26 protein-coding genes are annotated in these 25,752 nt (G+C 61.6%); 14 read left to right on the forward strand and 12 right to left on the reverse strand.

Going from position 1 to position 25,752, the window contains the following annotated elements:
• Positions 1-97: 97 nt before the first annotated feature.
• The 4 genes from ABDK11_RS13635 to ABDK11_RS13650 all read left to right on the forward strand — a co-directional run bounded on the left by ABDK11_RS13635 (position 98) and on the right by ABDK11_RS13650 (position 3,017).
• Positions 98-1,486, forward strand: coding sequence for a glutamine synthetase family protein (locus ABDK11_RS13635; RefSeq protein ID WP_346837062.1), 1,389 nt, complete (start codon positions 98-100; stop codon positions 1,484-1,486).
• Between the two features lie 98 nt (positions 1,487-1,584).
• Entirely contained in the window at positions 1,585-1,992 is a 408-nt protein-coding gene (locus tag ABDK11_RS13640) for an SRPBCC family protein (RefSeq protein ID WP_346837063.1), read from the forward strand.
• A gap of 134 nt (positions 1,993-2,126) precedes the next feature.
• A complete protein-coding gene (locus tag ABDK11_RS13645) occupies positions 2,127-2,513 on the forward strand; it encodes a DUF2750 domain-containing protein (RefSeq protein WP_346837064.1) in 387 nt (128 codons plus the stop codon).
• A 42-nt stretch (positions 2,514-2,555) separates the two neighbouring features.
• Positions 2,556-3,017: a tRNA-uridine aminocarboxypropyltransferase gene (locus ABDK11_RS13650; protein WP_346837065.1), complete on the forward strand. Its 462-nt coding sequence runs from the start codon at positions 2,556-2,558 to the stop codon at positions 3,015-3,017.
• A gap of 160 nt (positions 3,018-3,177) precedes the next feature.
• On the opposite strand, the gene ABDK11_RS13655 is transcribed toward ABDK11_RS13650, so the two are convergent.
• The 4 genes from ABDK11_RS13655 to ABDK11_RS13670 form a co-directional block, all read right to left on the reverse strand.
• The gene (locus tag ABDK11_RS13655) at positions 3,178-3,699 is read right to left on the reverse strand and encodes a Spy/CpxP family protein refolding chaperone (protein WP_346837066.1); all 522 of its coding nucleotides are present in this window, start codon (positions 3,697-3,699) and stop codon (positions 3,178-3,180) included.
• 156 nt (positions 3,700-3,855) lie between these two features.
• Positions 3,856-4,845: an HlyD family secretion protein gene (locus ABDK11_RS13660; RefSeq protein WP_346837067.1), complete on the reverse strand. Its 990-nt coding sequence runs from the start codon at positions 4,843-4,845 to the stop codon at positions 3,856-3,858.
• Positions 4,846-4,848: 3 nt separating this feature from the next.
• Positions 4,849-5,049, reverse strand: a complete 201-nt coding sequence (locus ABDK11_RS13665) for a DUF1656 domain-containing protein (RefSeq protein WP_346837068.1) — start codon at positions 5,047-5,049, stop codon at positions 4,849-4,851.
• Positions 5,039-7,090: an FUSC family protein gene (locus ABDK11_RS13670; RefSeq protein WP_346837069.1), complete on the reverse strand. Its 2,052-nt coding sequence runs from the start codon at positions 7,088-7,090 to the stop codon at positions 5,039-5,041. Before ABDK11_RS13670 ends, ABDK11_RS13665 begins: the two co-directional genes overlap by 11 nt.
• Positions 7,091-7,879: 789 nt before the next feature.
• Between ABDK11_RS13670 and ABDK11_RS13675 the strand changes: the two genes are divergently transcribed.
• The 3 genes from ABDK11_RS13675 to ABDK11_RS13685 all read left to right on the forward strand — a co-directional run bounded on the left by ABDK11_RS13675 (position 7,880) and on the right by ABDK11_RS13685 (position 9,258).
• Entirely contained in the window at positions 7,880-8,302 is a 423-nt protein-coding gene (locus ABDK11_RS13675; RefSeq protein WP_346837070.1) for a hypothetical protein, read from the forward strand.
• A gap of 151 nt (positions 8,303-8,453) precedes the next feature.
• Complete coding sequence (locus ABDK11_RS13680) at positions 8,454-8,783, forward strand: hypothetical protein (RefSeq protein WP_346837071.1); 330 nt, start codon at positions 8,454-8,456, stop codon at positions 8,781-8,783.
• 118 nt (positions 8,784-8,901) lie between these two features.
• Positions 8,902-9,258 (forward strand): TonB family protein, encoded by a 357-nt coding sequence (locus tag ABDK11_RS13685; protein ID WP_346837072.1) that lies wholly within the window; start codon positions 8,902-8,904, stop codon positions 9,256-9,258.
• A gap of 175 nt (positions 9,259-9,433) precedes the next feature.
• Here the strand turns inward: ABDK11_RS13685 and ABDK11_RS13690 are convergent, their stop codons facing one another.
• Positions 9,434-10,333: a dienelactone hydrolase family protein gene (locus ABDK11_RS13690; RefSeq protein ID WP_346837073.1), complete on the reverse strand. Its 900-nt coding sequence runs from the start codon at positions 10,331-10,333 to the stop codon at positions 9,434-9,436.
• 171 nt (positions 10,334-10,504) lie between these two features.
• Entirely contained in the window at positions 10,505-11,125 is a 621-nt protein-coding gene (locus ABDK11_RS13695) for a flavin reductase family protein (RefSeq protein WP_346837074.1), read from the reverse strand.
• A 178-nt stretch (positions 11,126-11,303) separates the two neighbouring features.
• On the opposite strand from ABDK11_RS13695, the gene ABDK11_RS13700 reads away from it, so the two are divergent.
• Entirely contained in the window at positions 11,304-12,176 is an 873-nt protein-coding gene (locus ABDK11_RS13700) for an MBL fold metallo-hydrolase (protein ID WP_346837075.1), read from the forward strand.
• A 60-nt stretch (positions 12,177-12,236) separates the two neighbouring features.
• Here the strand turns inward: ABDK11_RS13700 and ABDK11_RS13705 are convergent, their stop codons facing one another.
• Positions 12,237-13,061, reverse strand: a complete 825-nt coding sequence (locus tag ABDK11_RS13705) for an alpha/beta hydrolase (protein ID WP_346837076.1) — start codon at positions 13,059-13,061, stop codon at positions 12,237-12,239.
• A 720-nt stretch (positions 13,062-13,781) separates the two neighbouring features.
• Between ABDK11_RS13705 and ABDK11_RS13710 the strand changes: the two genes are divergently transcribed.
• Positions 13,782-14,648, forward strand: a complete 867-nt coding sequence (locus ABDK11_RS13710; protein WP_346837077.1) for a hypothetical protein — start codon at positions 13,782-13,784, stop codon at positions 14,646-14,648.
• Positions 14,649-14,658: 10 nt separating this feature from the next.
• Entirely contained in the window at positions 14,659-15,822 is a 1,164-nt protein-coding gene (locus tag ABDK11_RS13715) for a DUF4785 domain-containing protein (RefSeq protein ID WP_346837078.1), read from the forward strand.
• 127 nt (positions 15,823-15,949) lie between these two features.
• Here ABDK11_RS13715 and ABDK11_RS13720 read toward each other — a convergent pair whose 3' ends face one another.
• The 3 genes from ABDK11_RS13720 to ABDK11_RS13730 form a co-directional block, all read right to left on the reverse strand.
• On the reverse strand, positions 15,950-16,663 hold the full coding sequence (locus ABDK11_RS13720; protein WP_346837079.1) for a DUF1223 domain-containing protein: 714 nt from the start codon (positions 16,661-16,663) through the stop codon (positions 15,950-15,952).
• A 110-nt stretch (positions 16,664-16,773) separates the two neighbouring features.
• Positions 16,774-18,048, reverse strand: coding sequence for a hypothetical protein (locus tag ABDK11_RS13725; protein WP_346837080.1), 1,275 nt, complete (start codon positions 18,046-18,048; stop codon positions 16,774-16,776).
• Between the two features lie 70 nt (positions 18,049-18,118).
• Positions 18,119-18,787: a DNA-3-methyladenine glycosylase I gene (locus tag ABDK11_RS13730; protein ID WP_346837081.1), complete on the reverse strand. Its 669-nt coding sequence runs from the start codon at positions 18,785-18,787 to the stop codon at positions 18,119-18,121.
• 258 nt (positions 18,788-19,045) lie between these two features.
• On the opposite strand from ABDK11_RS13730, the gene lepB reads away from it, so the two are divergent.
• The gene (gene lepB, locus ABDK11_RS13735; protein WP_346837082.1) at positions 19,046-19,591 is read left to right on the forward strand and encodes a signal peptidase I; all 546 of its coding nucleotides are present in this window, start codon (positions 19,046-19,048) and stop codon (positions 19,589-19,591) included.
• A gap of 36 nt (positions 19,592-19,627) precedes the next feature.
• Here lepB and ABDK11_RS13740 read toward each other — a convergent pair whose 3' ends face one another.
• The gene (locus ABDK11_RS13740; RefSeq protein ID WP_346837083.1) at positions 19,628-20,557 is read right to left on the reverse strand and encodes a MaoC/PaaZ C-terminal domain-containing protein; all 930 of its coding nucleotides are present in this window, start codon (positions 20,555-20,557) and stop codon (positions 19,628-19,630) included.
• 177 nt (positions 20,558-20,734) lie between these two features.
• Between ABDK11_RS13740 and ABDK11_RS13745 the strand changes: the two genes are divergently transcribed.
• Positions 20,735-21,817 carry an SGNH/GDSL hydrolase family protein gene (locus ABDK11_RS13745; RefSeq protein ID WP_346837084.1) on the forward strand — a complete coding sequence of 361 codons (1,083 nt, stop codon included), beginning with the start codon at positions 20,735-20,737 and terminating at the stop codon, positions 21,815-21,817.
• A 94-nt stretch (positions 21,818-21,911) separates the two neighbouring features.
• On the opposite strand, the gene ABDK11_RS13750 is transcribed toward ABDK11_RS13745, so the two are convergent.
• Positions 21,912-23,288, reverse strand: coding sequence for an SLC13 family permease (locus tag ABDK11_RS13750; RefSeq protein ID WP_346837085.1), 1,377 nt, complete (start codon positions 23,286-23,288; stop codon positions 21,912-21,914).
• Positions 23,289-23,475: 187 nt separating this feature from the next.
• Between ABDK11_RS13750 and ABDK11_RS13755 the strand changes: the two genes are divergently transcribed.
• Together ABDK11_RS13755 and ABDK11_RS13760 are read left to right on the forward strand one after the other, a co-directional pair.
• Complete coding sequence (locus ABDK11_RS13755) at positions 23,476-24,105, forward strand: MliC family protein (RefSeq protein ID WP_346837086.1); 630 nt, start codon at positions 23,476-23,478, stop codon at positions 24,103-24,105.
• A 289-nt stretch (positions 24,106-24,394) separates the two neighbouring features.
• On the forward strand, positions 24,395-25,729 hold the full coding sequence (locus ABDK11_RS13760) for a Na+/H+ antiporter NhaC family protein (protein WP_346837087.1): 1,335 nt from the start codon (positions 24,395-24,397) through the stop codon (positions 25,727-25,729).
• Positions 25,730-25,752 lie beyond the last annotated feature (23 nt).

Consider the following 25,752-nt stretch of genomic DNA (forward strand, 5'->3'; position numbering starts at 1 on the left):
ATGCTCGCGCACTCCCACTTCCCGCGCTCCAGACCATCCACTGAATCGACATTTCGTTTACACTGCGGGCAGCAAACCTAGCCAACCCGGAGTTACCATGAGCCGATCCGATAGCCGTACCTGGCTGGACGAATTACCCGCAGCTTTCCAGGCCTATCGCAATGGCCGCCGGCTGGACGAGGTGGAATGCATCATTCCCGATCTGAACGGCATGTCCCGCGGCAAGGCGATGCCGCTGAAAAATTTCTCCCCGGACAAACCCATCTTCCTGCCGATCTCCATTTTCTACCAGACCATTACCGGCCAGGATGTGGAAATGGATATCGTCAACCAGTGGGCGGAGAGCGATATGGTGCTAGTGCCGGATATGTCGACGGCGATGGCGGCGCCCTGGGCCAAGCAGGCCACCCTGCAGATTATTCACGATTTGCAGGACTTCGACGGCAAGCCGATTTTCTGTGCGCCGCGCAATATCCTCAAACACGTGGTCGGCCTGTATGCGCAGCGCGGCTGGAAGCCGGTGGTGGCGCCCGAGCTGGAGTTCTACCTGACCAAGCCGAACGTCGACCCCAACGAACCGATACAGCCACCGGTGGGCCGCAGCGGGCGTTCCGGTACGGCCCTGCAATCCTATTCCATGTCTGCCGTCGATGAATACGGCCCGGTGATCGATGCGATCTACGACTACGCCGAGGCCGCCGGCCTGCATATCGACTCGGTGATCCAGGAGGATGGCGCGGGTCAGGTGGAGTTTAACCTGACCCATGGCGACCCGCTGTTGCTGGCAGACCAGGTGTTTTATTTCAAGCGCATCATCAAGGAGGCGGCGCTGAACAACGGCATGTTTGCCACCTTCATGGCCAAACCCATGCGCGACCAGCCCGGCAGTGCCATGCACGTGCACCAGAGTGTGGTGGATATTGCCAGCGGGCAGAATATCTTCTCCGATCCGCACGGCGAGGCGACGACGCTGTTCCGCCACTTTATCGGCGGCACCCAGAAGCACCTGATCGAGGTGATGCCGTTGATCGCCCCGAACGTCAATTCCTACCGGCGCTTTGAGTCGGCGGCCAATTCCAGCGCACCCACCAACCTGGCCTGGGGTTTCGACAACCGCGCCACGGGCCTGCGCGTGCCCCACTCCGGCGCGCCGGACCGCCGCCTGGAGAACCGCGTGATCGGCGTGGACACCAACCCCTACCTGGCGATTGCCGCCAGCCTGGCGTGTGGGTACCTGGGCATGATCAACCAGATTGAACCCGACGCACCGGCCGAGGGCGAGCTGGATGACAAACAGCAGGCGCAGGCTTATATTCCCACTACCTTCGACGAGGCACTGCGCATCTTCGAAGGGGCGCAGGAGATTCACCAGGTGCTGGGCGCGGATTTCTGCCAGCTGTATGCGGAAGTCAAGAAAGAGGAGCTGCGCCAGTTCCACCGGGAGATTTCGCCGTGGGAACGCGAGCACCTGCTGCTGAACGTATAACCGGCCGGGAATAAAGTACTACCGGCATCCGCAGCTGCCCCAGGGAACGGCAATTAGTGTTTCGGGATCAAGAATATATTTTTTAGGGATAAAAAGTGATGAAAATAACGGTAGAAACACAGGTGTCAGCGCCAATCAGCAAAGTCTGGCAAGACTACACCTCCCCGGAGGCGATCACCCAGTGGAATGCAGCCTCCGCAGACTGGCACACCACCCGCGCCAGGGTGGATCTGCGCGAGGGCGGCCACTTCAGCTCACGGATGGAGGCGAAGGACGGCAGTATGGGGTTCGACTTCGAGGGCACCTACACCAAAGTTGTCGAACACAGCCTGCTCGAGTACACATTCGGCGAGCGCACGGCGCAGGTGGAGTTTATCGACGGCGATTCGGTCACCGTACGCGTGAGCTTCGACAGTGAAGACAGCCACAGTATCGAACAGCAGCGCGATGGCTGGCAAAGCATCCTCGACAGTTTCAAGCGCTATGTGGAATCGGTAACGGCCTGACGTTACCGTATACTGGGTAAAAAAGCCGGGGCGCGCATCGGCATCAGGGTGAGCAGTGGCCTCCCGCCCCAACGCGCCCAATTCGTAATCAGCGCACGCCTGCCGGCGTGCGCACCAGGAGCACCAAGCGCACCATGAGCAAAGAAGAGCTGCAAGCCATCCTCGAACTGAGCACCGAAGACCGCTACGAGGTGTTCCTCGACCTGGTCGGTGACGAGCGCGAAGTCTGGATTCTGATCAACCCGGAGCAGCACTTCCTGAAACTGCACGCCGAAGAACAGGGGGATATCGAGTACCTGCCGGTGTGGCCCGCAGCGGAGTTCGCCGCGGCCTACGCGGGCGACGACAGCGACCTCGCACCGAAAAGCATCGCCCTGCCCCAGTTCCTGAAAAAATGGCTGTCCGGCCTGGAGCGCGACGGTATCGAGATCGGTGTTTTCCCCGGCCCCGACGGCAGCGTGTGGATTACCGAACCCAAAGACCTGGAACAGGACTTGCGCGACGAGCTGTCGCGTTTCTGAATCTCCCGCCATCCGCGCGGGCGCGTGCCCGCTGATACCGGTATGAAGATCACCCTGCTGACCCACGAGCGCGAACTGCAGCGCAAGACCAATACCGGTGCGCTGGCCCTGCAACACTGCGGCGGCCTGGTGGAGCGCGTGGTGTGGGCCCGGCGCGAGCCGGATACGGACCTGGTCGGCGCGCTCGAGCGCGGCGAGGCGGTACTGGTTTACCCCGCCGGAGACTGCGAGCCTGCGCCGCTGCAGGATTTTTCCCGGGTGATCCTGATCGATGCCACCTGGCAGGAAGCGCGCAAGATCTACAACCGCAGCCCCTACCTCAAGGCCGCACCCAAGGCGGCCATTGACCCGGCGGCTGGCTCCAGCTATCGCCTGCGGCGCAACCAGCCACAGGGCGGCCTGTGTACGGCGGAGTGTGTGATCGAGATATTGCGCGAATGCGGCGAGGAGGCGGCGGCTGAACGGGTGCAGGCCGCGTTCGAGGCATTTAATCAGGCGCCCTGAGCCGGAACCGGGTGCCGCTACAGATGCGAGCAGTAATAACAACGGACAACGCCGGTGTGCGCGGCGCACCCTACGGAATACATTGACGCAGGACGCACTATGCGCACCGGCCGGGCGCGGCATTCAAGTCAAACGGCGCGCCCCACTAACCCGGCGATGCTCAGCTGTCCAGCTGCTGCGCTTCGCGCGCCTGCCGGCGTTCCTGTCGATCCTTCAGGTGTTGCTCGCGCATTTCCCTGTGCTTCTGTTTCATCGCTTCCAGTTCGGTTTTCTGCTCGTCGGTGAGCACGGCCAGGAACTGCTGGCGGCTTTTATCACGCTGCTGCATTTTCTGGATTTCCAGCGAACCCAGTGCGCTGGCGAAGCTGTCGAGCGCGGCCTGGTCGGCGCCCTCGTCCATCGCGGCGCGAACCTGCTCGCGCAGCGCGTGTTCCCGCTGGCGCAGCGCCGTGTGTTCCGCGCGGCCCGCCTCGTGGTTGGCGCGGATCTGCGCGATCTGGCCCTCGGTCAGGGATAGTTGTTCGGCCAGCCGCTCGAAGCGCTGCTCCATCCGATGGCCTTTGCCACCGTGCCCGTGCCCATGTCCGTAGTCGTAGCCCGCGGCCACACTCAGTGTCGGAACGGCCACCACCGCCGCGAAGCCGAGACCTGCAATAACTTTCTTCCAGCCTTGATGATTCATAGTGAACTCCTGTTGGTTAACCCGGTGCTCTGCTTGTTTCCGGGTCAATCATCTCTCGCGGATACTGAACAGTTCCTGAAGCGTAACGGCCGCAATGTCAGGGAGCGATAAGGCGGGGTAAATCTTTGTTAAGAAGCGTCGGCACCGATACCGGAATCACTCCGGGCGCAATACCAGTGTCGCTGTCATGCCCGCGGCGAGTACCGTGTCGGGCGGCAGTTTGTCGGCGTCCAGCCGCACCCGCACCGGCACCCGCTGAGCTAGGCGCACCCAGCTGAAAGTGGGGTTCACTTCCGCGAGCAGGTTTGCACCGGTGGGGTTGTCCCGATCGGCAATACCGCGGGCGATACTGTCCACCACCCCCTCGGTGTGCAGCCCGCTCATAAGGCGCACTTCCACCCTGTCGCCGACATTCACGCGGGGCAGTTTGGTCTCTTCGAAATAGCCGTACACCCACAGGTGGTGGCGGTCGATCAACGCCATATAGGCCTGGCCGGTGTGCGCGTAGTCACCGGGGTAGAGGTTCAGGTTGGTGATATAACCGTCGGTCGGCGCGCGTACCTCGGTGCGCTGCAGGTTCAGCCGCGCCAGTTCCAGCGCCGCGTTGGCACGCTGCAAGTTGGCGAGTAACTGCTGCTGGCCGGCGCTGGCGCGCTCGGTGCTGGCGCGGGCGGCCCGCAGCGCGGCGGCGGCGGCATCGGCGCTGCTGCGGGCATTGCTCACGATCTCTTCGGAAACCGCCTGTGGAATGCGCGCGCGGCGGCTGGATTCCGCCTCGCGCATGGCGAACTCGGCGCGCGCGCGTGCGGCGCTGGCCTCTGCGATCCGGATATCGGCGCCGGCGGATCTGGCAGCGGCTTCGGCCGCCTCCTGGTCGGCCTCCGCCTGCATGACCGCGTTGGTAAAGCGGGACTGATCGATGACAAACAGCAGGTCGCCCTTGTGCACCAGCTGGTTGTCCCCGACCGCCACCTGCCTCACCAGCCCCGACACATCGGGTGCTATCTGGATTACCCGCACCTGCACGCGCCCGTCGCGAGTCCACGGTGAATACATATAGTGCTGCCACAGGAACCAGCACAGCAGCGCGGCGATAGACACCACCAACAGGGTAATTGCGACGCGAATCGGGGTGGCGGTGTTCAAGGGCTACCCCATTGCCAGCAGGCCCAGTGCGCCAAAGCTGGCGAAAAACACCGCGACCCGAAACAGCGGTGGGTGCCAGATGTACCGGTACAGTCCGTAGCGCCCGAGCAGCCGGTCCAGCGCCCACAGCAGCGCCAGGCTCAGTAGAAACACCGGCAGCAGGAAGGGAAACAACACGCCCATCACGGCCAACTCACGTGGCATCAGGGTACTCCCGGGGCAAATCCCCTTCTTGCGCCAGCTGGCAGTCCAGCAGTGCCAGGCGCAGCAGGTGCAGCTGCCGCAGCACCGCGGGCTCATCGATCTCGGCCATAGCCTCGTCGAGGATCGGCAGTAACTCGTCGGGCGGCGTCACACTGCGGCCGAACAGCCGCGCGAAGGCCCCCAGTACCCGTTGCAACACCGCGCGCTGCTCCGCCGGCAGTGCCGGCTGCAGGCGCCGCAGCTCCAGCACTGCGCGCCCGGTCTCATTGACATACAGCGCCATGGCCAGCCACTCCTGCGCACCGCTGCCGGCATACTGCATGACCTGCATAAACAGGTCGCGGGTCACGCTGTCGAAACGCTGCGCCAGCCCCTGCAGGGGCGCCACGCAGTTGCGCGCCACCTGGTAGCGCAGCTTTTGCAACAACCGCCGCCGCAGCCAACCGTTGCTGGCGGCGTTGCCGAGCAGGCTGAACGCCACAGCCGCAGCCAGTACACCGAGGATCTGGCTGGCGAATTCATTGAGGACCAGGGCAGAATTGAATGTCATCGGGTTGTGCAGGTTGAGAGAGATGATAAAGCTCAGCACCCAGCCGGTACCGTAACCGCCCAACGCGGTGCGGGTGGTCAGGTAGAGTCCCGGCAGCAGGAAGGGCACCACCCCGGCGACCATCAGCGCAAAACCATCGAGCCGTGTCAGCACCGCAAACTGGCAGATAAACGCCAGCGGCATCCCGGTGACAAAGCCCAGCGTAATCTGGCGCACTGCGGCGGTCGGATCCGGCGAGCCGGCGAACAGGCCGGTGAAGACCGTCGCCAGGATCATTGCCGTGCCGCCGTGGGACCAGCCCGACAGGATCCAGAAGCTGCCCATCACCAGCATTACCGCGGTGGCGCGGAGGCCGCTCAGTAACGCCCCGACGTTGTCGGTACCGCGCTCGAAGGGCAGATGCTCGCGCTCTCTGAGCAGGCGCGAGTCGCGCAGCGCAGCGAAGGCGGCGACATAGGCACCCAGTTCATCGACGCAGCGCAGGAGCAGTTCGGCGCCACTGTCAAAATCCAGCAGCTCGCGGCGCGACTCAAGCCCGTGCCGCTGGGTGACAATGGCCTCGGGCAGCTGTGCGCGCATTTCGCCCAGTCGCGAAGAAAGCATAGCCGCTGCCTCCGTTGTTGCGTCGCATTCACCCTCCATCGGGCGCGCGACTCTCTCGCACAGCGGTGCCAGGCGCATATAGACGACGCGGTGCCGGGCGCCGCGCAATCGGTTCATCAGGTGGTGCAGACTCTGGAAGCTGGTGGATACCGCCATAAAACACTGATTGACCCGGCGCAGCCGCGGGCTGCGCGCGCGCACGCCGGCGTCTTCGAACACCGCGGAACTGCGCAGGTCTTCCACCTGTAGCGTTTCACTGACAAAACGCAGGTGGGCGCGCTCCAGCTTGTCCTGCGCCAGAGTGCCGGCGAGGCCCTCGCGCACAAATTTCAGGAAGCCGCTGTACTGGCTATTGAGCTGCTGACGCAACGCCTCGCGCAACCGCCGCGGGAAGATCACCCCACTCACTACGCCAGCCACCAGAATGCCGAGCATCACTTCGCTGACGCGCATCACCGCGGAATTGAAGACACCCAGCGGGTTGTTCACCACCGGGATCAGCACGATTGCCACCGTGTAACCGGAAAGCACGAAGCCGTAGGAAGAGAAATTGCGGAAATATGCCGAGCCGGCGGCGCAGAGACCGATCCACAGCGCCATCCCGACAAGCAACAGCGTCCGCTGCTGGGGGAACAACCCCATCAGAATAAGCGCCACCAGGCTACCTGCCAGCGTACCAAGGGTGCGATAAAAGCTCTTGGCCAACACCATCCCACTGGCCGGGTGCATCACCAGTGCCACCGTGATCATGGACGTGGCGGGCTGTTCCAGGTCGAGGCGCATGGCCAGCCAGCCGCTGACAAACACTGCCAGCGCCGCCTTGGCCGCATAAGCCCAGTCCTGCAGTGCCTCCTGCAGCGGGGCGACCAGCGGCCCCTCAGCGCGCATACCCTGCCCCGATTTCGCCCATAGCCATTATTGAGGCGACACCGCCTCCTGCTCCGATGAATCCAAATTACTGGGCGAAGGATAGGCAAGTTTTCCCGTCAGCGTGTCCGCTCGCCCTGCGGTCCCGCCCCGATAGCCGGGGATTGCCAACCTGGCGTGAGAGCGCCGCAGCCTGCGCGGTCAAAGTCTGTGGCACTAAAACCACCATAGAGAATGACGAAGGGGTGTACACAAGAGGTGTGCAAACAAGGAAATCTGCAAACAACAGGTATGTAGACAACAGATGCGTAGACATCGGGGGCACGAACAGTAAAGGCTGATGCCCCCTCCTTCGAAGAATTCGCTTCCGCGCTGACCCACCGGGAGAAACAGAATTCCGAAGACGGTTACGAATGGTGACACTGTCATCGGTAACACTTCTCCACGGGCGTGATGCACAGGAATAAAAATTCTGTAAACAGCAGTTTCCCAGGTGAATTCTTGCCCGCGTTCACAAGCTCCGACTTTGACCGGACACAATGGCAAGTTGGACTACAATGTCAGTGAGCAGCTGTCGAATTTCACGTTTACCGATAGTCGCTATTGGGTTATTTTTATTTCAAGCAACCAGAAATTCACAGCACCGCAAAATAACTGCGGCCGGTACAGGAGCTTCTCCAGCAGTAGTTACGGGATCGGCAGATGGCCGATCAAACACCAACCATCCAGATACAGAGTTAAACCACAACAGTGCGCTAATCGCCCAATAATAAACAAAGATAAGTATGCAAAGCTGTCAAGGAGACGACTGTGAGCATTTACAATCTGTATAAGATCTTTTTCAGCGTGATGATCTTCGTATCGTTTTTCAGTGGTTTATTGTTTTTCCCGTTTTTCCCCTACATCCTGGTATTACTCATTCCCATCTCCCTGTCGATCATTCAACGGAAACAGCGACACGGCGGCATCCTGCCGCGGCACAGCTGGAACCGTGCCGGTATCTATCTGCTGTTTCCGCTGCCTTTTCTCGCCACTGCGGCCTTTGTGTTCGGCGGCATTGCCTATCGGGCGCTGGCGATTGCACAGTGCGACGCCAGCCTGAGCTGCATCGTCGGCGGTGGGATCGGCGTGGTAATTGTGGGCAGCCTGTGCTGTGCCATCGGCTTGATGATTGCCGAGGCGCTGCTGTGGAATTTTTCCACTGTCTCCGGCAAAGGCGAACTCGCCCGCTAGGCCGGCGGCAACAGCCTCCCGCCCGCGGGTAGCAGCGGGCGGGACCGATCGCAGCGGAGGTCTTGCAACTGGCTGGCGCGAGCCAGTGGTCCTGCGTATGTGCCAGCGGTTATTGATGCGCTTTTGAAAAGGTACTGAACCGGTACAGATTATGGAATTTATTATCCTGTTGATTATTGTCGTGGCCGTGCTGGTTCTGCCACTTAAGATGGCGGCGTCGATGATGGGTGCGCGCAACACGGGGGCCTTCTACTGCCTGTTCGCGCTGCTGCTCGCCGTCATCATCCAGCATTTTGTCGGAGGCCTTATTCCCGGTGTCACCGAGCAATACGGCCTGCTGATCACAATACCACTGGCGGCCATTGCCTATATGCTGGTTCTGGGGACCGGCTTTCTGAAAGCCATTGTGATCGCCCTTGTGCAGGGGCTGATTACCATCGCGCTGACCCTGCTGCTGGGGAGCTTTCTCGCGACGGTTTAATGCTGCTTTACCGCGATGTGGTCCGTCGCCGCTGCAACTTGGCTACAACGCCAGGCAACAGGCGCCTACCTGCAAAGTTAACCATCAATGCGGCAGTTCCTCCGTTTCAGGAATGAACATGAAAAAAATAATAAGCGTTGTATTCACCGGCCTACTGGCCGCCTGTGCCAGCACCGTCACCCCGCCGCCGCGCCCGGCACCGGCGGATCAGGTCCGCGTACGCCCGATCGTCAAGGTACACCCCTATTACCCGCAGCAGATGCGGGATGCGAGAGTGGAGGGGTGGGTATTGATGAACCTGAAGGTCAACAATATCGGCCGCGTCACCGAAGTCGAGGTTGTCGATGCCAGTCCGGATAGCGGCTTTCAGCAGGCCGCGCGTACCGCCGCACGCAAGTGGATCTATAAACCCGCGCAGGATCGGCGGTCATTTTACGTCATGGCCCTGGTCGATTTTTCGCTGCCGCAACACTGACAGCGTACACCGACAACGCTGGAGCTACCTGTCTTCCCTACCCCGGCATGCCACGGGCGCGCAATGCAAATGCGGTGATCCGCATTTGCATTGTGCGCCCGAAGATTCTTGCAGCGAACAAAAGGCTGGCGATCGTAGCCGCGCCCGGCGAATTTTCCAGACCGGGCAATCAGCTCTATGTGTTGAGTGTGCGCGCGAACAGTTGCAACATCTGTCCCCAGGCGCGTTCCGCCTGCGCCGGGTTGTAGGCGGCAGAGTCCGGCGGGCACCAGCCGTGCAGCGTACCCGGGTAGACCTCGATCTCCGCCGATGCATCCGCGCGGTCAAAGGCCTCGCGTAGCACATCCTTGGCCTTCGGGTCACGCTCGTCGTCGTTCGCGGCAATGGCGACCAGGAAATCGGCCTTGATCCGGGGAATCAGCAGGTGCGGGCTGTCGGGCTTGTCAGTAACCAGGCCACCGCCGTGGAAAGAGGCTCCGGCACCAATACGCGCCGGCATATCCGCGGCCATGCGAAAGGCGTAAGAGCCGGTCATGCAATAGCCCATCACCCCGGCCTTCCTGGCGGTATCTACCGACGGCTGTTTGTCCAGAAATGCGATAAAGGCGCGACCATCGGTCACACAGGTCTGCGGCGACAGGGTGCCGGCCAGTTCCCGCGCCCGGGGCCAGATCTTCTGACGCAATTCGGGATCGATCACCGTGGCGTCGTCGGGGACCAGCTGTTTATGGGTATTGCGGTAGTAGGGATTGACCACCAGTACGGCGTAGCCGGCCTCGGCCAGGCGCTTGCCCATCTGGCGGAAGGCGGGGCGCATACCGAAGATATCCGGCCACATGACCACGGCCGGGTGCCGCCCCTCGGCGGGGTGCACAAAATAGGCATCGGCCTCGCCATCCGGCGTTTTGATATTCACATTTGACGCCACCACCTTTTGCCCGTCGCCGGCACAGGCCGACAGCGGCAATGCCATCGCCAGTGCGGCGCCCATGCTGATCCGGCCAAAATCCCGCCGGCTGATCTTGTTGCGGCGGTAATAGTCCTCAATATCCCTGTTGCTCTTTTCGTCGCACATAATCCGCATTCCCCTGTGGTTGTGGGCGAATCCCTGTGGTTATTCCGCCTGGCAAGCCGACAGCCAGTTCGCCGTCGTCCGACGGCCTGCACAGACCGACCCGGATATTGCCAAAGCTATAACCTTCGCCGCCCGATTTCCAGTAATGCGCGTCATTCCCGCCAGCTGGCGTTACTGTGGCCGGAACAGTTGAAAAACCTGTTGCGCATCCACCCCGAAGTAATCTGCCGGGCCGCCGGCACGCATCACCGGCTGCGCGGCGGCGGTGTTATAGACTCCCTGTTCCAGCAGGTGCTCGGCGATATGCACACCCACCACTTCCCCGAAGACTACCCAGGTGTCCACACGGGTGCCGTCGGCGCCGCTCAGCTGTAGTATCTGGCTCAATTTACACTCCATGGCCACCGGGCTCGCGGCCACGCGCGGCGTGCCAACAACAGTGGAGGCGGCGGTCTCCAGCCCGGCCAGAGCGTATTCATCCACCTCGGCGGCCACCGCCGCCGAAGTCTCATTCATCGCCTCGGCCAGCGGCCGGGTCACCAGGTTCCAGCAGAATTCACCGGTTTCGCGGATATTGCGCAGTGAATCCTTTTCGCCCACGCTGGCGAACCCGATAATCGGCGGGTGGTAATTGAACGCATTGAAGAAGCTGTACGGCGCCAGGTTCAGATTGCCCGCGCTGTCCTGCGAGGAAATCCAACCGATCGGCCGCGGTGCGATCAGTGCGTTGAACGGATCATGGGGCAGGCCGTGCCCTTTGTGCGGCTCGTAAAAATACATGGACTCTGACATTGGTCACTCTGTTATGGATACTTCGGGGTTATGGATACTTCGGGGTTATGGATACTTCGGGGTTACGGATACTTCGGGAACGCCATGATAACAGAGACTGTCTACACCAATAGTCGTCACTGGCCGCGACCACCCAGGTCGCGCCGGAACACCACAAAAATAACACCAAGGAAATTGCATGCGCTCAATGTTCGCCGCCCTGTTCACCACACTACTGACCTGTGCCCTGCCCGCAGCTGCCGACGACAACGCCATTCCGCCGTTGGATCCGGACAAAGGTTATGTGGAACCCTTCCAGCTATTCGACAATGTCTACTATGTTGGCGACAAATGGATCTCTGCCTATGTCATTAAAACCAGCGCCGGGCTGATTCTGGTCGATACCCTGGAGGCGCCGTACGGCCGCTGGATTCCCGGCAACATGCGCAAGCTGGGCCTGGATCCCGCAGCGCTCAAAATCATCCTGGTCACCCACGGGCACTCGGACCACCTGTCCGGTGCACAGTACTTGCAGTCGCATTTCGGCAGCCGGGTATTGATGAGCGCCGCCGACCTGTCATTGGCTAAAGCACAGGCGGCGAAGAGCCGGAAGCAGGAGTCTGGAGCCTTCACGCTGCCGAAGTTCGAACTTGTCAAACGCGACGGGCGGGAGGTGACCCTGGGCGATACGACCGTCAAACTCTACCTGACACCGGGCCACACGCCGGGCTCCATGTCGGTGGACTTCTTCGCCCGACTGGGGGACAAGCGCTACCGCGCGTTTATTGTCGGCGGCATGGGTACCAATTTCGAGGGACGCGAGCGCGCCGAGCAGTATCTGGCCAGCGTTCACCGCATCCGCCAGCTCGCTGCCCGGGAACCCAGAGTACAGGTAAACCTCACCAACCATCCGCGCATGTGTCAGTTGTTCGAGCGTAAGGCGCGCGCGGAGCGCGAAGGTGTAGAAAAGGTCTTTGTCGATGCGGGCAATTTTTCCGCGCTGCTGGATACCCTGGAACAACGCGGCCGCGACAAGCTGGAAGCCATAGCCAGTGCGCAGGTATCGGAGTGATCCCGGCGATCACCCGACGGGGAAACAGCGGCCGGTTACCCGTGCCACTGACAGTTCCGGTTAACTTTCGATAAACGCCAGCATATCGGCATTGAGCTCGTCCGCATTGGTGGTCAGCAATCCGTGCGAATAGCCCTTGTAGATTTTGAGGGACGCATTTTTGATGAGTTTGGACGACAGCATGCCAGAGGCTTCGATCGGCACCACCTGATCGTCGTCTCCCTGCAGGATCAGGGTCGGCACATCGATGTTCTTCAGGTCCTCGGTGAAGTCTGTCTCGGAGAAGGCTTTGATGCCCTCGTAATGGGCCAGCGCGCTGCCCATCATGCCCTGGCGCCACCAGTTTTCGATAATTCCCCGCGATACCTCCGCGCCCTCGCGGTTATAACCGTAGAAGGGCCCACTGGCCACGTCGTAATAGAACTGCGAGCGATTCGCCGCCAGGTGTTTGCGGAAATCATCGAACACCTCGAGTGGTGTGCCGTCGGGGTTGGAATCACTTTTCACCATGATTGGTGGCACTGCGGCTACCATGATCAGCTTGGCCACACGCCCCTTGCCGAAGCGCGCGACATAGCTGGCCGCCTCGCCGCCACCGGTGGAGTGGCCGATATGTACCGTGTCACTCAATCCCAGGTGCTCCGCCACCGCCAGCGCATCGAGCACGTATTGTTCCATGGTGTGGCCAGTGGAGATCTGGCTGGAACGGCCGTGGCCGCGCCGGTCGTGGGCAATGACGCGATAGCCGCGGTTGACGAAAAACAGCATCTGCGCGTCCCAGTCATCGGCACTTAACGGCCAGCCGTGGTGGAACATAACCGGCTGACCGGAGCCCCAATCCTTGAAATAAATTTCCGCACCATCTTTGGTGGTAATCGTGGTCATCATGCGCTCCATTCAACAGGATAACCGGAGTCGGCGTTCAAACCCCGGCGGCGATCAAAGAAGGGTAGTTGCCAGTAAAGAAGCTGCGCCAGAAGCATTCTTCAACAAATTCTTACTGGCACTCGAGATTAGCTGAAATTCTTTATCACCCCGCCGGCCACTCCCCATGTTGACGGCAGTCTCGACACCTGCGCGGCAATTTTCAGCCCCGTCCTGCCGGGACGCTAATCAAATATTTTCCGCAACTGGCACGCAAAAAAACAGCGACAGGTGGCACCCGATATTTTTTTACAGATTATTTTCGGGTAACTGGAAAATGACTTAAAAGTCAAAAAACATTTCCGGCGACAGCAGCTTTTCGAGACGGATTTTTTTCTTGCGCTGGCGCACAAAATTCAAATCCTGTCGCCTCCTGAAACAAAAAATGACCTCCACTGTAAAAGTGGTCACTGTAGAATCTGACACGAGCGCGATCTCCGCAGCGCTCAACTTACCCCGCGGTAACTTTTGCCCGGCGGTAAGTTACCAGCCCGGCAATCAAGCAGTGCCGGCTCACTCAGTATCACGCTGTACCGATGTATCACGCCGTACCCGCTACCCGGGAATAAGCGCCCGGGTATTGCTCGAACCGCAATGCAGTCCATTTGTATAGTTTTTGGGTCCCCGCATTGCGTTTCAATCTTGTTCAAAAAATAAGAGTAAAAGACAGGTGAATGATCGATGAACACGAGAGAACTTTCCCTTTTGGCAACGCTGCTACTGGCACTGCTTTCGCCGGTGTCATCCCTGGCTGCCACCGGCATTGCGCTGGTGCACGGCACCGGCAACCAGTCGGATGCCTACAACGACTACTGGACCTCCGAAATGGTGGAATCCGTCCGCCAGGGGCTGCCCACCGGCAGCAACCTGCTGGTGGTTAACTGCGATTTTGAAGAGTACATGTGGGACGATGCCGCTGCCGGTTGTCTGGCGACACAGCTGTACAATTTTATCGAGTCGATGAATATCGACGATCTGGTGGTGGTCACGCATTCCAATGGCGGCAACGTCATGCGCTGGATCCTTTCCAACCCCACCTGGGACAGCCGCTACCCCGCCATTATCGACAATATCCGCTGGGTGGATGTGATTGCCGCGTCCAGTGCCGGAACCCCACTGGCGGATGCGGTGATGTCCGGTAATGTCTTCGAGGCATCCGTGGGCTGGCTGCTCGGCTACCAGAATGATGCGGTGCGTATGCAGCAGACCAGCTGGATGGCCTACTACAACGATAACTGGCTACTCGGCACGACCGGGCGACCGTCGCTGCCGGTGGGCTTCTGGAATATTGTCGGCACCGATGTGGAAACTGCGGTGTGGGATGCCGACAGCTACTGCGGTGGCTACACGGAAAACCTCGGCCTCGAAGTGACTCAGGCGTGGCTGGACAATTGCTCCGACGGCTTCCTGAACTGCAGCTCGCAGAAGGCCGCCGGCAATTTGTGGTTTTACGATTACAACAGAACCCGTGACGGCGAGCCGCTCAGCCACAACCAGAGCCGGCGCAAATGCTTCAACCTCGACGTTATCCTGAGAAACGACATTTAAGGGGGCCACCATGAAATCCATACTTATCCAGGCTGCACTGCTTATCTGTGCATTCAGCGCCTCGGTGTCTGCGCAGGAAATTCTCAACCGCAGTCGCGCGCCAGTACACTTCTCCCAATACGTGGATCCGGCCGCTGACCAGCAGCTGGCCGACCGCGGCAGCGAGCAGCAGAGCCGCGTGTTCTTCCGCAAGGTCAGTGGTGCCGAGCTGAATCGCGGCGCCGAGCTGGTACTGGATGCCAAGCAGGCTGTCATCCAGATTTCACCACTCGACCGCAACGCGAATGGCAAGCGGCTGGTCGACAACAAAATCCCGAAAGGCATGACGCTATCAAACGGCAGGGAACGCCGGCGCGTCGATGACGACAGTATCGCGCTGTACCGCAAGTCGCAGGGTCTGCGGCAGAATTTTCCGCAGTTTTATGGTCGCGCCCACGTGATGCGCGTGCCGGAGGATATGGGGCGTGGCAAGTTTACTCTGCAGGCCAACGGCAATGCGCGCAACGATGCCGAATACATTGTCTACGTGCTGGACAAGCACAGTGATATCGCCCTGGATGTAAAGGCACCGACACTGCGTTTCTCCCGCGACGGCACGCTGGTGCTGGACGCCAGAGCCAGCGGCGCCGCCGCCAGACTGGAGTCCATTGCCACCACCCTGATCGCCCCCGACGGCAAGCGCTACGCGGTCAGCGGCAAGCGCAACGGCAACGACTATCGCGCCGAGTGGCCGATTGCGGTGAACTCACCCTCGGTGCCCGGCGAGCTGTGGCGGATTGAAGTGCGCTCCACGCTGCGCAATGGCCGCAACGAACCCATTCAGCGTGTCGCTGTCGTGGCTGCGGACATCTTCCGGGAGACAGCTGCCATCTCTGCCATCGACAGCGATGCACAACAGCTGAAGCTATCCGTGGACGTCCGCGATGCGGGTCGCTTTGAAGCGCGCGCGCTGGTGTTCGGCACCGACAGCAGCGGTAATACCCGGCCGGCGCTGCTGGCGTATCAGGCGCAGTGGCTGGAGGCGGGCCAGCGCGAAATGACCGTGCCCATCGATACCGCCAAACTGGCGGCCTCCGGATTGCAAGCGCCTTTCCGGGTGCAGAACCTGCAGTTCCTCGATCAGGGGCGGCTGTCGGTGTTGCAATACCGGCAGGGCAACTGGGAATTGCGCTAGCCTTTCCGGGCTGCACCAGCGGCACAGGGATGTGCCGCTATACGAAGTGCGGCTATGCAAGGTGCGGCGATGCAAAGCGCCGCTTTCGAAGGGAGCAATATCGAAAGAACCGGATTGGCGAAGGCCGCTACTCGCCAGTGGGAAGATACCCTCCCAGCGCCTGCACGGCCTGCTGGGAGTCCGGCGGCGACACCCAGATCGCCAGGGCCGTTCGCGCCTGCCCGCGATCGGGAATGGCCGGCAGTTTGAGCTGCCACTCGCCTTCCCCTTTCTTACGCACTAGGTCCAGCACCACGAAATCGTGTGTCAGCGTGCGGCCGCTGTTTTCGCCGGCGCCGATCTGCTGGACGAGCCCCATTCCCAGTATCGCCACATTCAACACGGCATTGCGCTTCTGCGCAAAACTGGCGGTCAGCTGCCCGCCCTGCAGGCGCGCACTCAGCTCGCCGGGCTCCCCCTGCGCACGTTGCCAGTTGCGCTGCCCGTGGAACCAGCCGCGCCATTCGCGACCATCAATCATGAACCCGGGCGTATATACCTGGCTCGCCGCACCGGCGCGGACATAGCGGCGCTGGCGCACGCTGTAGGCACTGCTGGAGAAGGGATCTTTCCAGCCGATACCGTCCCAGTAATCTACGTGGAATGCGAGGGGGACGAATTCCCGGAACAGGCCCGGCCTGCCCTTCAGGCTGCTCAGCCACTTTTCCGCCGGCGGGCAGCTGCTGCATCCCTCCGAGGTATACAGCTCCACCAGGGTCACGCGGCCCGGCCCGCTGTGCCAGGACTGCGCACCGGCGAGCAGGGGTAGCGCGGAAAGTATCGCAATCAGGATGCATTTCATCGGTGTATCAACGGCTGGAGAATTTGTCTTCCAGTGTACACGCGAAGCGCCAACCGTGCCCCGCGGCGTGCGGGGCGCGGCGTCACCATTACCGTGCAGCCGGTGGCAGCTCAGGCACTATCGGCAGCAGGCGGTTCCGCGCGATACCGGACAGGGCCGTCACCATGGATGCCCAGCGGGCGGAAGGGAAACCGGAACAGATCCCGGGTCTTTTTCAGGTGCTTCTTCAGCCCCAGTTGCTGGAGCCGCTGCATCAGTGCGTGCCGGTCCTGATCGATGCGCGCCCGTGCCGCCGAGGTGCCACGGGTATTCATCAGCAGGCGGGTCTGTTCGTACAGCCATTGATACTGGCTATAGGGCGAGGCCCCGGAATACTTATCGTGGTAGACGCGATCCAGCACCTGCTGCGCGCGGTCGATATCACCCAGATCCAGGCGCAGCGCGGCAATATCCGCTGCCAGACCGGTGATCGTGCTCTCGTTGGAGCAGTCGTAGTCGCAGTCAACTTCCCAGTCTGTGGTATAGAACTGTTGAAAATAAAATTCATACAGCGGCAACATTTCCGCATACCGGCCCTGGCATAACCAGCCAATCATTGCGGCAGGGTCGTCCTGCAGTTCGAGCATTTTTGCGTAGGCCACCTTGTAGCGGATCATGCCCGGGTGTTCGGGTTTGCCCTGGTACATTCGCTCGTTAAAGCTGTAATAGGGCTGCAGATTGCCTTGCAGCGGGTTGTAGCGCCCCAACGGAACACTGTGCCACCACGGTGGTTTGGGATTGGCCGACTCGAACGCGGGCCAGTGCCGCCAATATTGCTCCGCCTGTTTCTCCACCGCCATCTGCTCTTGCAGCGCACGGTGCGCAGTGAACTCCGATACGCTGTAGAACGCAAGCCCGGCCACGGTGACGGCCAGCGCAAACTTCAGCTCCCGCGAGCGCCCACCCCGGTGCCAGCAGTTGATCCCCACCGGCAGATAGAGCACCAGGAAGAACAGCGCCAACAGCGGCATGCGCCAGAACTGCAGCGGCGCGGCGATTACCACTTGCGGCGACTGGTTCAACTGGTAGTAAACGCCGATCTCGTCACCCTCGTCGTAGAGCCAGTAGATCAGCGGCGCCAGCTCGGACGCGGTTTCAAAATAACCGGTGAAGCGCGGCGACGGGTAACGGAAATGCAGATACAGCGCCGTGGCCGGCTTCGATTCCCGCGGCCGGCTATCCACCTGGCGCTCGCTCTTGCCGGTGACCACGGTATCCAGCCGCTCGCCATTGATGACATAATCGAGATTCTGGTAAACCAGAAAAAATAACAGCGCAAACAGGATTGCGAGTGGTGCGAATACAAATACCAGCGCTGCCAGGCTGAAGGGTTTTCTGTCTTCCATAACCGTCACTACTTTTCGTTTCCCTGTGCTCTGCGCGCACATGCCATCCCTGTGCCCGCGCCGCCGGCTGTCAACCGACGGAAAATGCCAGTATTTGGCTGATTTCATTCAGGCTCCGATCCACCTGCCCCTGCCAGGTGGCGATGGCCTGTTGCAGTGCCGCCCAGTCTTTTTTCGACGAAGGCGTTTTCTGCACTACGCCCTCGCGGATGAGGGCCTGCACCATATCGCTGGAAAATATCAGGGTGTCCACCCCCATGCGGCGCAGGAATACCTGTGCCGTCCTGCCGCCCAGGCGATCGCCGCCCTTTTGCAGTGCGCGCAGGTTGTCCGCGTAGTTTTCGCTATCCCATCCGGCAAAATAATTTCCGAGCCCCCCGTGTGCATCAGACAGCTGCTTGAAGAAATCTGCATTGCGCTGGATCGACCGGGTCTTTGTCCAGTGACGGATCATGCCCTCCTGACGCATGGATTCCTCCAGAGCCTCATCCGACAGGAAGCGGCAATAACCCAGATCGAAACCGCGAAAGATCTCCTCGATCCGCGGCCACTTGCCTGCCACCACTTTCCAGTTGAAGCCGGCCTGAAAGACCGCCTTGGAGGCTTCCGAAAGCCAGAGGTTGTCCGCTATGCGGCGCAGTGCCAGGGCGGATTTCGGCCGCGTCAGCTGCTCTTGCAGTGCCGTTTCGCCTCCAAAGCGCTCGACAACGACAGACTCGATTTCGCGAAAGTTGCGCATGACATGTTTCCTTCATCGGGAGCAGTATCCACAGCGGGATCTCTGCCGCAGGAATATTTTTGTGTATATTCACTGCCAGTGCTGGGCGAAAAACGCAGCATACCACACCCATTTCCGGCACCATCACCGGGCTGCAGGCGGCTACTGCGCGGGGGCTGACACGCTCCACCAGCGCTGACAGAGCCTGTACAATTGAGGCGCGCCCGACATAGGCCTTCAACCAAAAGCGGATCGCAACCCCCGCGAGCGACGCCATCGATGAAACGATCACCACTGCTGTTTTTCGCCGCCGCCGCAGTCATTGCGCTGGCTGTCTATATCATTAATCCCTACGGCACGGCATCGCTCGATCCCCGCGCCCGGATCTGGGGAATCACCTTTTTCAGTATGCCGTCCAGATCCATGCAGCCGACCCTGAACCCCGGCGACCTGATCGTGGTGGAGACCTTTGCCTATCGCAGTTCGGAACCAGCACCGGGGGATATCGTCGTCTACCGCGCGCCGCACTCGGATAACGCGTTTGTTGGCCGGGTAGTGGCGCAAGGTGGTGACAGAATCGCCTTCGCGGACTCCGTGGTGACACGCAATGGGGAACGCCGGGACGAACGTTATATTCTCCCGGGCAAGACACTGTGCCGGCTGGCCAATTTCCCCGAGATTGCCGTGCCGGATGGCAGGCTGTTTATCGCCGGCGACAACCGTTGTAACAGCCTGGACTCGCGCATGTTCGGCACGGTGAGCCGGGACAAACTGATCGGCAAAGTGGTGTATGTCCTTGGGGGTACCGAAGAGACGCCCGGATAAAATCTCAGGGCGCGGCCAACAGGCCGCTACCTGAATTCAGAGTGACTCGATACGCCCCTGCAGATGCGGTTTTTTGCCCGAACCGTCTTTCACCGCAAAATCAATCGCACCGTCGGCACTGCAGTAGTGCAGCTGCGCCGATGCCGGCAGCAGGATTGGCAATTTGAAGGCAACATCGATGCGGAAGGGGCCGGTGGGCAACTGCGGTTCCAGCGCCGCGAGGCAATGCGCCTTGGTCCACATTCCGTGGGCAATGGCGCGCGGGAAGCCGAACAGCCTGGCGCTCCAGCGGGACAGGTGTATCGGATTGCGGTCACCGGAAACGGCGGCGTAGCGGCGGCCGATATTGGCGGGGATATCCCAGCGCTGCACGGTGGCCGCACTGAGATTTGGCAGCACTTTGCGGGCACCGCGGGCTACCCGCCCCGTTCCGCGCCGCTCCCGCCGCAACAGGGTGCTGGTGCACTCCCACAGCAGATCACCGCCGGCGCTGACCTGTGTGTGGAGGTCGAATTCCAGGCCCCTGGCCGCCGGGCGCGGGCCACACAGCCGGCACTCGAGATCGAGCGCGCTGTCCTCAGCAACGGGACGATACTGGGTGATGACATTGCGCACATGGACCAGCCCCAGTACCTGGAACGGAAACGCATCCGACACCAGCAGCTCCATCTGCAGTGGCATGGCCAGAACGAACGGATAGGTGGCCGGAAGGCTACCGCTGGCGGCAAATCCGCCAACCTCGCGGTAGGCTTTCAGCGCGGCCGGGTCGGGGCGCACGCGCTGCAGTGAGACTCTGGCCAGCTCTCCGGTCGCCGCCTGATCCCTCTCAGGCGCCGGTTCACCCGCCCTGTCATCCGCCTGTCCCCCCGGAGTTAGCGGCAGTTTCCCGGATTTTCGCGCGCAAAGCGCGCGCAGATACAGGCGGGGCCTGGAGGGCATCGATTCCAGTTGTAGCGTCTTTGCCATAAATCATCCTGGTCACTGCGGGGCAAAGATGTCTTTTTACCGTGTTTTCATTGAATTATTAAGTCTGAACAGCGGTGAGCGTGGCAGGGGAGATCTCTGGCATGCCAAAAATTGTAGCGCTACCATATGCGCCACCGCGGCGCTGGAATCGCGGTAGCACAATAATGGATACCCGCGATGACAAGACTGTTCGCCATCACCGCCGCCCTGTGGCTGGCGCTAATCTCCGGCCAATTGCCGGCTGCCACCCGCATCGACGCCGACGCGCCGCAACTGCGCTACACCGGCCGTATCGACTTCACAGACGGCAAAGCCCCGCTACTGTCCTGGCCCGGTTCCAGCGTCCGGGCCCATTTTACCGGTACCGACCTGAGCCTGTGGCTGGACGATGAAAAAGGCCAGAACTACTACAGCGTGATTGTGGACGGCAACGCCGAACACCCGTTCGTGCTGCAGGCCAACAAGGGAGAACAGCGCTACGAGATCAGCCGCGCCCTGCCCCCGGGCGAACACACACTGGAGCTGTACAAGCGTACTGAAGGTGAAGAAGGCGCCACCGCCTTCAAGGGGCTGGAGCTGGCCGACGGCGGCAAACTGCTGCCACTTCCGGCGCGCCCCGCGCACCGCATGGAGATCTACGGCGATTCAATCACCTGCGGTATGGGCAACGAGGGTGCGAATAACGGCCGCGATGACCTGGCCGCGGAAAAGAACAACTACTGGGCCTATGGCTCGGTGGCGGCGCGCCAGCTGGGGGCGGAGCTGCACACCGTGTGCAAAAGCGGTATCGGCATCATGGTCAGCTGGTTCCCGTTCACCATGCCGGACTACTACGACCAGTTGAGCGCAGTGGGCGATAACGACAGCCGCTGGGACTTCAGCCAGTGGACCCCGGAAGTGGTGGTAATCAACCTGTTGCAAAATGACAGCTGGCTGATCGATCGGGAAAAGCGTCTGCAGCCGGTGCCCGGCGACGCCCAGCGCGTTCAGGCCTATGTGGATTTCGTGCGCTCGATCCGCGCCAAATACCCGCATGCGGAAATCGTTTGCGCACTCGGCAGCATGGACGCCACCGCCACTGACAAGTGGCCGGACTATATCCGCAGCGCGGTCAAACGCATGCGCAGCGAATTCGGTGATCACAGGCTGGATACGCTGTTCTTCCCCTTCACCGGCTACGGCCAGCACCCGCGCATCGCCCAGCATATTGCCAATGGCAAAACGCTGGCGAAATTTATCCGCGCGAAAATGGACTGGTGATTTTATTCGCAGGGAAAACCTCGATGCAGTGTGCAGCGCGCCCCGCGGCAAAGCGGTGCCGCCGGACCAACGTCTGCCGAGTGGAATCCGCTCACTACACCAGTAACAACCGGCTCATGGCGGCGATCACCAGCGCCGCCAGCACGCTCAGTGCCGCGCCCTCCCGCGCCATTTCGCGGATAGGTACCCTGCCGGTGCCGTAGGCTATCGCGTTCGGGGCCGTGGCCACCGGCAGCATAAAGGCGCAGCTGGCGCACATGGCGGCCGGAATCATCAGCACCTGCGGGTCGAACCCCGCCGCCTTTGCGGCCACCGCGAGAATCGGCATCAGCAGCGTGGCGGTGGCGGTGTTGCTGGTGATTTCCGTCAGGAAGGTCACCGCCAGGCACAGCAACACCAGCATCAGCCACAGCGGCAGCGCGGTCAGGAAGCTGAGGCCGTTGCCGAGCGTATCGCTCAGGCCGGAGGCGACGAAGCCCTTGGCCAGTGCAATGCCACCGGCAAACAACAGCAACATGCCCCACGGAATGTCCACCGCCGTGGGCCAGTCGAGCAGGCGACTGCCGCGGCCGTCGGGTACCAGGAACATCAGTACCACCGCCGCCAGCGCCACCGTGCTGTCGCCGGCACTGTCGACGCCGAGCAGTCCGCTCCAGCCACCGAGGGGTTCCTTGCGGGTGATCCACAGCAGGATCGCCAGGCCGAATACCAGTAGCGTGCGCACCTCTTCGGCGCGCCAGGCGCCCACTGCCGGCAGCTCCAGATTGCGCTCGAGGCGCACGTTGCGCGTCAGCCACAGGGCCATCAGTGGCAGGGTCACGAGGACCACCGGGACGCCGATCTTCATCCACTCGAGGAATGTAAAGCCACGCCCGGTGGTTGCCTCGTAAATCCCCATAAAGATCACATTCGGCGGGGTACCGATCGGGCTACCGATACCGCCGAGGCTGGCGGCGTAGGCGATGCCGAGAATCAATGCGGTGGTCAGGCGGCGGTTTTCCACCCGCGCGACAATCGCCAGCGCAATCGGCAGCATCGCCAGCGTGGTAGCGGTATTGGAGATCCACATGCTGAGCACGCCGGCGGCGAGCATAAAGCCCAGCACCAGCCGGCGCCCGGAAGACACCCCCACCAGCTGCAGCATGTAGCGCGCCAGCCGCTCGTGGGCACCGCTTTTCTCCAGCGCCTTGGACAGCATAAACGCGCCCATCAATAGCAGGATCACATGGCTGCCCAGCGACGCGGCCACCAGTTTGTGGTCGGCGACACCAGCCAGGGGCAGTAGCACAAACGGTACCAGCGACGTGGCCGGTATCGGCAGCGCCTCGGTGATCCACCAGATGACCGTCAGCAGGGTGATGGCGGCGGTGGCCGCCGGCGCGTGCGCCATGCCGGCGCCGAGCAGTGCGAGATAAAACAGCGCGGCCACAACCGGACCCAGCACGATAAAATGCTGCCGTGTGATTGCCATGGATTCCCCCAGAAACGGAGCCGCTGCGGCCCGGTTGTTATTGTTTTGTATGACGGCCCTCAGTCTACCGCGGAGGGTCGCGCTGTCCACAGTCGGCGCCGACCCGCCGCGCGCTGATTGCGGCGGCTCCGGTCTGGTCGGCCGGCGGTCCCCTGTGCCACACTTTAGCGGTAACCGGAGACCACCGATGATCGACCGCGCTTTTGCCAACAACCTCCTCTGCAGCACTGTGCTGCTCGCACTGCTGAGCGGTTGCGGGGCCAGCACCGCCGAACCCCGGGCTTTCTCGCCCTCGTATGACTGCAGTGCGGTGGAAGCCGGCAGCATCGAGGCGCTGATCTGCGCAGACCGTGCGCTGGCGTCCCTCGACCGCAAACTGGGGGAAGTTTACCGCGCCGCGCAGCAGAAGGCCGTCAATGAACATCCGCCGACCCTGAAGGCGGAGCAGCGCGGCTGGATCAAGGGGCGTAACGCGTGCTGGAAAAGCGACGACCAGAGAAAATGTGTAGCCGACAGCTACCGGCAGCGCATCGCCGGGCTGCAGGCCCGCTACCGCCTGGTGCCCGGCACCGGGCCGGTGTTTTATGCCTGCGGTGGCAACCCCGCCAATGAAATTGTTGTCACTTTCTTCAAGACCGAACCGCGCACCCTGATCGCCGAGCGCGGCGACAGCACTTCCCTGATGTACCTGCAACCCAGTGCCAGCGGCACCCGCTACCGCGGCCGCAACGAGAGCTTCTGGGAGCACCAGGGCGAAGCGCGCGTTACCTGGGGGTACGGCGCGCCGGAACTGCGCTGCCGCAAGAAGTCGCAGTAGCCTGCACCGGGCTCGTTCGACGGTTGAGCGATTTAGCGAGCCCGCATCAGAAGGGGCGATAACAGCACCGGCAATTTGGCTGAAAAGCGAAAATATGATGACGCATTCCACGCTCCCGCTAAGTCGGGCACCAGCCGTCAGTCAATAACGTCCACCCGTTACTTATAACCGGCTTAAACTGCGCGCGGGCAAATGATTATTGGCCATCTATTTCCAGCGTCCTATAATTCCGCCCCCTCAGTATCTCCAATCCGCCACTCAAACGATTCAGTCGCACTAGTCAGAGGTTATGACTAAACCCTCCGCTCTCGCACTTTTACCGCTGGTACTCTTTCTCTCCCTGTTCGTTGGCGCCGGTCTCTGGTACCAGGCACAGGGCACCGAGATGGCCTTCTACCAGATATCCGCACCGGTCGCGATTCTGCCGGCGATCGCACTTGCCCTGCTGCTGGCCCGCGGGTCGCTGGATCAGCGTATCGAAAAGTTTGTGCGTGGAGTCGGCGACCACACCGTGATCACCATGGTGCTCATCTACCTGCTGGCCGGCGGTTTCGCCAGTGTGGCCAGGGCGGTCGGCGGTGTGGACGCAACGGTCGGCCTCGCCCTCGGCGCCATTCCGCCCGATCTGGTGCTGCCCGGACTGTTTGCCATCACCGCACTGGTCGCCACCGCCATGGGCACCTCGATGGGTACCGTCGCGGCCATCGCACCGATCGCCATCGGTCTCGCCGATGGCGGCGACCTGCCGCTGCTGGCAACCCTGGGCGCGGTGGTCGGCGGCGCCATGCTCGGCGACAACCTGTCGGTCATCTCCGATACCACCATTGCCGCCACCCGCAGCCAGGGCGTCGACATGCGGGACAAGTTTCGCCTGAATTTCCGCATCGCGCTGCCGGCTGCACTGCTGACGCTGGTGTGGCTCTACTTTCAGGGCAGCAGTGCCAGCGCTGCGCCGCCCGCGGCAGAGCAACACCAGCTGCTGCGCGTACTGCCCTACCTGCTGGTGCTGCTGCTCGCGGTGATCGGGATCAACGTGTTCCTGGTGCTGTTCACCGGCATAGTGTGCGCCGGCGCTGTCGGTCTCGCGCTGCAGCCGGATTACAGCGTCGCGGTGCTGGCCCGGGATATCTATGCCGGCTACTCCGGTATGCAGGAGATCCTGATCCTGTCACTGCTGATCGGCGGTCTGGGCGCGCTGATGAAGTCCGGCGGCGGCCTGGCCTGGCTGGCACAGGGGATTGCCCGGTGCGGCGGCCGCGGCTCGACCCGCGCCGGCGAGCTGGCGATCGGCGGCGTTGTGGCCGCCACCAACGTCTGTGTGGCCAACAATACCGTCGCCATTTTGCTGAACGGCGAACTGGCCCGCGACATCGCCGCGCGCTATGGCGTCGACCCGCGCCGCAGCGCGAGCCTGCTGGATATTTTCTCCTGCGTCGTACAGGGGTTACTGCCCTATGGCGCCCAGGCGCTGTTGGCTTCCTCCCTCGCCGGGATATCGCCGCTGGCGCTGGTGGGGCATATCCAGTACTGCTGGCTGCTGGGCCTGGCCGCACTGGGGTCGATTCTATTCGCCATACCGCGTTCCGTGCGGCAGGCCAGCGTCGACCCGGCCAGCGCGCAATAACGGCTCAGCCTGCAGGGGGCGCT

Origin of the sequence: Microbulbifer sp. SAOS-129_SWC, from assembly GCF_039696035.1 — a bacterium.
Classification (GTDB): Bacteria; Pseudomonadota; Gammaproteobacteria; order Pseudomonadales; family Cellvibrionaceae; genus Microbulbifer.